General features: G+C 59.3%; 3 protein-coding genes. All 3 read left to right on the top strand.

The window, feature by feature from the left end:
• The first annotated feature begins 335 nt into the window (after positions 1-335).
• The 3 genes from Y707_RS0102050 (at position 336) to Y707_RS22770 (ending at position 2,498) form a co-directional block, all read left to right on the top strand.
• The gene (locus tag Y707_RS0102050) at positions 336-677 is read left to right on the top strand and encodes a GNAT family N-acetyltransferase (RefSeq protein ID WP_051441562.1); all 342 of its coding nucleotides are present in this window, start codon (positions 336-338) and stop codon (positions 675-677) included.
• Between the two features lie 188 nt (positions 678-865).
• Positions 866-1,609, top strand: a complete 744-nt coding sequence (locus Y707_RS0102045; protein WP_026533856.1) for a GAF and ANTAR domain-containing protein — start codon at positions 866-868, stop codon at positions 1,607-1,609.
• 235 nt (positions 1,610-1,844) lie between these two features.
• Positions 1,845-2,498 (top strand): hypothetical protein, encoded by a 654-nt coding sequence (locus tag Y707_RS22770; RefSeq protein ID WP_051441561.1) that lies wholly within the window; start codon positions 1,845-1,847, stop codon positions 2,496-2,498.
• The last annotated feature ends 96 nt before the right edge of the window (positions 2,499-2,594 follow it).

Raw genomic sequence — 2,594 nt, 5'->3', positions numbered from 1 at the left:
TCACGGCTTGGCGCTGGGCCATCGTTAGCTCCATAGAAACGGGCATAACCTGCAACAGCTGCCTACACCGTGAACCACGCCGCTACGCGGAGGTTTTCAATTGAGGCAACGTATGCAGTTACGCGGAGGTTTTCTATGAGTCAACGCGTACCCTTGTAGTTGGCCGAGGCAACCGGTAGTGTTTTTGTTGGTTCAGCAGTCGGCCATACATTCCTGCGCACACCCTTGAGGAGTCATTTCTTGGAACAGCGACTGCACGTGTTGGTCCGTCGGAACATCGACAAAACTTCCGCCCGCGTTGATGCCAGCGGCGGCCTCTCCCGGATGGCGGCGGCGTGACCGGCGAGGCACTCCCAGGGGTGCAGCACAATTTCGCGCAGTCGCGGTTCGACATCTACGACCACGGAACACGAGCTGGTTTCCTCCAATACGAAATGACCGATGGCCGGATGTGCTTCATCCTCACGGAGCTGGCCCCTGCGTACCGGAACCGTGATTTCGCCGCGTCTTTCCTTGGCGGGATCCTCGACGATATGCATCACCGCCGTCTGGCCGTCCTGCCCTACTGCCCTATGGTCCGGGCCTTTATGGCCACCAGGCCTGAATACTTTGCCCTCGTCCCGGCAGACCAGCGCCAGCGCTTCGGTTTCATCGACGGCGCCGCGTCGTTATCTTGAGTCCGGCTGGCCCTCGTTGGCGCACTGCCCGTGGTTCTGTAATATTGAAGCGACGGTCAAGACGCGGCCCAATCTATCGCTTGTTTAAGCGGTTGGTGCTGGGACCGCACGACGTCCGCCCGCCGGAATCGTGTACATAACTGGTGCCCACTGCATATCTATAGGATGTGGACTGAATTGGGGCACCGATGAGCACTACGAGTACCGGCACGGCTGAGGACTCGACGCTCGAACATTTGCAGAACATGATTCTGGGCACGGATGATGTCGAGAATTTTCTGGATGAACTGTCCCATTACACAGCGGCAAAACTCTCCGGAGACGATGACGAGGTCTTATGCGGCATCACGCTTCTGCGGCATAAGAAGGCCGTCACGGTGGCCAGCAGCAGTGAACGTGCGCAAGCCATGGATGAGCTGCAGTACGAATATCCTGATGGACCATGCCTGAATGCGGCACGCGAACACGTCACCAACTATATTCCTGATCTCAACAACGATGCGCGCTGGCGGGAATTTACCCGCAACGTGGCCGACCGCGGGATGCGTTCTATTCTCGCCGTCCCCTTCCAGTTGGAGGGTGGGGCGAGTGCTGCGTTGAACCTGTATTCGGATGAGGTCCGCAAGTTCGACGACGTGATCGAGATTGCTGAGTCCTTTGCCGTCCAGGCTTCGAACGCGTTGCGCCTGGCGCTGCGGCTGACCCAGCACAACGACACTGAGGCGAATCTCAAGGCAGCGATGGCATCGCGGACGACGATCGACCTGGCTGTCGGGATCATTATGGGCCAAAGCCGGTGCTCACAGGAGAGCGCCTTCGAGATCCTGCGCGATGCCTCCTCGCATCGGAACATCAAGGTGCGCGAAGTTGCGGCCGAGATCGTTGCCTCCGTCGGACAGAAAAATGAGCCGGTAACGCACTTCCAGCACTGAGCGTCGTCTGTGGCGATCCCGTCAGTTAGGGCCGGAGTACCCTTACTGCCGGTGTGACCTGATCATTACCATCCATGACCCTTCCCGATAGGTCCATGGTCGGATCCGGGTGCTAGGATCACCGGAAGCGCGTGGGCTTGCTGGGGAGTCCGCGGATCTGCAAGAACACGCGCTGGCACGCGACGAAACGTTGCAACTCAGTCTCGATGACTCTGCGGACAGGCGGAGCCCGGAAATGACGCTCGATACCACCACTCTGCGAGTGGCTTTCAGCATAACTGCGCTGACCCTGGTCGTACTCTTCTATTTCGTGACTTTCCGCAGCACTCGTTCTGCCTACAGCGCCTGGTGGTGCGTTGCGCTGGGACTGTTTCTCACCGGTTCGGCCGCGTATCTTCTGGACGGCACTTTTCATCAGAGGTGGGCCAACCCTCTGGGAAACGTTCTGCTCGTGATGGGCGCGGTCAGTGTCTGGGCCGGAGCCAGGTCCCTGAGAGCAACGAGGCCGCCGGCCTGGATCTTCGCTGCAGCTCTGCTACTGACCCTCTTGGCTTCCGTCGTCGAAGACCCCGCCACCAACAACTGGGCCGGCGGCGCCGTTTTCCTGGCGCTGATGTGCCTGGGAATCGCCCTCGCTTCCCTTGAGCTGTGGCGCTTGGAGCCAGGTTATTCCCGTGTCCACCGCCCTCTGGCGGCAGCATCAGGGTTGCTTGCCGTCTATTACTTCGCGCGTTGCATAGTCTTCCTGGCGGTAGGTCCCGACGGTGCCGTCTTCAGAACCTACTTCGGAAGCGACACCACGACCCTGGTAACCCTGGTGCTGCTCGTAGCGGTTTCCTTCAGCATGGCCTCCCTGAGCAACGAACAACTTGGTTGGGTCCCCGGGTAGGAGCCCGGTGACTATGTGAGTTTCGCATCCGATAATGGATGCAGGAGGAAATTCACAACAATGGCACGTAGACATACCCCGGATCAGGTCATCGCG

Source organism: Arthrobacter sp. H14, assembly GCF_000520495.1.
GTDB lineage: Bacteria > Actinomycetota > Actinomycetes > Actinomycetales > Micrococcaceae > Arthrobacter_C.
This window is presented reverse-complemented; position numbering and strand designations above follow the sequence as displayed.